Consider the following 2,761-nt stretch of genomic DNA (forward strand, 5'->3'; position numbering starts at 1 on the left):
CTCCGCGCCGGGGCGGCCGGTCAGGTCGTGGCGGCGCAGGTCGAAGCCGATGTCGGCGGGGGCGACGCGCTGGAACGGCTCGCCCTCCACCGCGACGAAGGTCGTGCGCAGGGCCTCGTGGCGGGCGACCAGGCGGTCGAGCGCGCGCTTCAGCGCCGCCTCGTCCAGCCCGCCGCGCAGCCGCAGCCCGATCGGCATGTGGTACGCCTCGCTGCCGCCCTCCACCTGGGCCACGAACCACAGCCGCTGCTGCGCGAAGGACGGGGCGAAAGGCCCCTCGCCCTCGACCTCGGCGATCGGGGGCAGCGTGACGCTGCCGCTCGAAGCGACGCGCGCGGCGAACGCCTCCAGCGTCGGCGCTGCGAACAGCGCCGAGGCCGGCACCTCGCTGCCCAGCGCCTGCCGGACCTTCGAGGCCAGCCGCACGGCCAGCAGGGAGTGGCCGCCCAGCTCGAAGAAGTGGTCCTGGCGGCCCACGCGCCCGACCTTCAGGACGTCCGCCCAGATCGCCGCCACCGCGGTCTCGACCGGCCCGACCGGCGCCACATGGGTGCGCGTGCCGGCGTCTCCGGCCGCCGGCAGCGCCGCCCGGTCGACCTTTCCGTTCGGCGTCAGCGGCAAGGCCCTCAGCCGCACATAGGCCGCGGGCACCATGTAGTCCGGCAGCGCCGAGGACAGATGCGCCCGCAACGCCTCCACCTCCGGCTCCGCGCCAGGGAGGGTGGTATAGTAGGCCGCCAGTCGCCCGTCCCGCGCCACGACCACCGCGTCGCGTATGCCGGGGCACGACGACAGCCGGGCCTCGATCTCGCCCAGCTCGATCCGGAAGCCCCGGACCTTCGCCTGGAAATCGTTGCGGCCCAGGAATTCGATCGTGCCGTCCGGGCGCCAGCGCCCGAGGTCTCCGGTCCTGTAGAGACGGTCGCCGGCCACGAACGGGCTGGCGACGAAGCGCTCGGCCGTCAACTCCGGGCGGTTCAGGTAGCCGCGCGCCACACCGGCGCCGCCGACATGGATCTCCCCCGCCACGCCGACCGGTACCGGTGCCCCGGCGTCGTCCAGCAGGTATATCCGCGTGTTCGCGATCGGGCGGCCGATCGGGATCGCCGTCGCGCCGTCGAGGTCGCCGACCTCGAAACCGGTGCTGTCGACCGTCGCCTCGGTGACGCCGTAGGCGTTGACGATGCGCACGCCGGGGCCGCACAGGGCACGGAGCCTGCGGGCGCCGTCCGCGGTCCAGACGTCGGAACCGCAGACCACGGTCTCCATGAACGAGAGGTCGCCGTCATCGTCCTCGACATGGGCCATCAGCTCGTTGAGCACGGCCGGGACGAAGTCTGCGAAGGAGACCCGCCGTTCCTGCAGCAGGTGGTACAGCGCGGCCGCATCGACCAGGGTCTCGCGCGGGCACAGGACCAGCGTGCCGCCGAAACCCAGCGCCCGGACGATGTCGGCCGTGAAGACGTCGAACGAGAAGCCCGCCATCTGCAGATGGACGAGGCCCGGCCGCAGCGCGTACGAGCGCTCCCAGGCGGCGGCCACCGCGGCGAGCCCGGCATGCTCGACCATGACGCCCTTGGGCGTGCCGGTCGAGCCGGAGGTGTAGATGACGTAGGCGAGGTTTCTGGGCGTCAGGCCACCGCGATCGAGGTCGGTATCAGGCAGCCCAATCCAGGATGCCTCGGCACCGAGATCGACGACCGGCACAGGGACGGCGGGGGTGCCGAGCGAGCCGTCGGTCAGCACCGCGACCGGCGCCGCGTCGGCGAGCATGAAAGCCAGGCGCTCGGCCGGATACGAGGGATCGAGCGGCAGGTACGCCCCGCCCGCCTTGAGCACCGCCAGCAGCGCCACCACCATCTCCGGCGAGCGTTCGGTGCAGATCGCGACCAGCCGGTCCGGCCCGACGCCGAGCGTGCGCAGATGACGCGCCAGCCGGTTGGCGCGCGCGTTCAGCGCGCCGTAGCTCAGCATCTCGCCTTCGTGAACCAACGCCGGCGCCTGTGGATCGCGCGCCGCCTGCGCCTCGAACAGCTCGTGGATGCAGATGTCCGCGGGATATGGCGCCTCGGTCCGGTTCCACTCCACCAGCAGCCGGTGCCGCTCGGCCTCGCCCAGGAGGTCGATCTCGCCGACCGGCCGCCGCGGATCGGCGATCATGCTGGTCAGCGCCTCGCGCAGATGGTGGACGAACCGCCCCACCGTGGCCGCGTCGAACAGCGCCGAGGCGTATTCGATGCCGCCAGCCAGCCGGCCTTCCCGCTCCGAAATCACCAATGTCAGGTCGAACTGCGCCGCCACCCGCTGAGCCTTGACCCGGCCGACGGACAGGCCGGGCAGCTCGAAATCGTCATCGCCCGTCTCCTCCCAGGCGAACACCACCTGGAACAGCGGCGCGTGCGCCAGGCTGCGCACGGGGTTGATCTGTTCCACCACCTGCTCGAACGGCAGGTCCTGGTGCTCCTGCGCGCCCAGCGCCGCCGCGCGCACCCGGCCCAGAAGCTCCTCCACCGTCGGCGAGCCCGACAGGTCCAGGCGCAGCGCCAGCGTGTTGACGAAGAAGCCGATCAGCCCCTCCACCTCAGAGCGCGTCCGGTTCGCCGTCGGCGTCCCGATCACCACGTCCTTCTGCCCCGACAGCTTCGAGAGCACCAGCGCCCAGCCCGCCAGGACCGTCATGAACGCCGTCGCCCCGTGGCGCAGGCCGAACGCCTTCAGCGCCGACGTCAGCGCCTCGTCCAGCTCCAGCGGCACGAAGCCG

At 72.5% G+C, this 2,761-nt stretch carries 1 protein-coding gene; it reads right to left on the bottom strand.

Annotated features, from left to right (window positions below; translation table 11 throughout):
• Positions 1 to 2,761 (bottom strand): non-ribosomal peptide synthetase (locus VGO20_RS01560; RefSeq protein WP_327500523.1); only part of this gene is annotated, 2,761 nt, incomplete at both ends.

The organism is Arenibaculum sp. (assembly GCF_035998295.1).
Taxonomy (GTDB): Bacteria; Pseudomonadota; Alphaproteobacteria; order Azospirillales; family Azospirillaceae; genus DASYHS01.